Annotated in this window: 2 protein-coding genes; one reads left to right on the top strand and one right to left on the bottom strand. The window is 26.2% G+C overall.

Features of this window, described 5'->3' with window-relative positions; all coding sequences use genetic code 11:
* A partial coding sequence (locus AYC60_RS08910; protein WP_197416930.1) for a hypothetical protein occupies window positions 1-315 on the top strand: 315 nt, incomplete at its 5' end.
* Here AYC60_RS08910 and AYC60_RS08905 read toward each other — a convergent pair.
* Window positions 312-550 (bottom strand): hypothetical protein (locus tag AYC60_RS08905; RefSeq protein ID WP_197416929.1); only part of this gene is annotated, 239 nt, incomplete at its 5' end. The two genes, AYC60_RS08910 and AYC60_RS08905, sit on opposite strands and share 4 nt — an antisense overlap.

Below are 550 nucleotides of genomic sequence, written 5' to 3'. Positions count from 1 at the left end.
GCATCTATATTTAATTTATCTCCCAATGCATTTTTTAAGTCACTATCTTTAACTAATGCACCTGTTGGAGTTTCTAAATTAATACCTGAGTTTAATTTATCTCTCCAAGCAGTTAAATCAGTTCCACTTATATTTGAAGCATCTTTATTAGCTTTGTCATCTAATTTTTCTTTAATATCCGTGTCTGTTACTAATTTACCAGTAGGGTTATCTAAATTTGAACCGTCACTTGCTTTATTAACTAATTTTGTTTTTCTTTTATCAGTTAAATTATTATCATCAACATTTAATTTAGCAACACAAACATCTTTTTAATCTCTATCAGTAGCAACAGCCCCAGTATGATTTTTTAAATTAATTCCATCATTTAGTTTAGTTATTATTGATGTTTTATCATCACCCTTAATATTAGAATAATCAGTTTTAGCATATCCATCTAAATCACCTTTTATTTTCCCATCTTTTCCAATTTTTAAAGTAGTACCATCTATATTAACATATAATTTATTTCTCTCATTAATAGTTATAGTAGAACCTTTCACATTAAAAT

The sequence above is a fragment of the Streptobacillus felis genome (assembly GCF_001559775.1).
Taxonomy (GTDB): Bacteria; Fusobacteriota; Fusobacteriia; order Fusobacteriales; family Leptotrichiaceae; genus Streptobacillus; species Streptobacillus felis.
The sequence above is the reverse complement of the archived record's forward strand: the minus strand, read 5'-3'. Positions and strand labels throughout refer to the sequence as shown.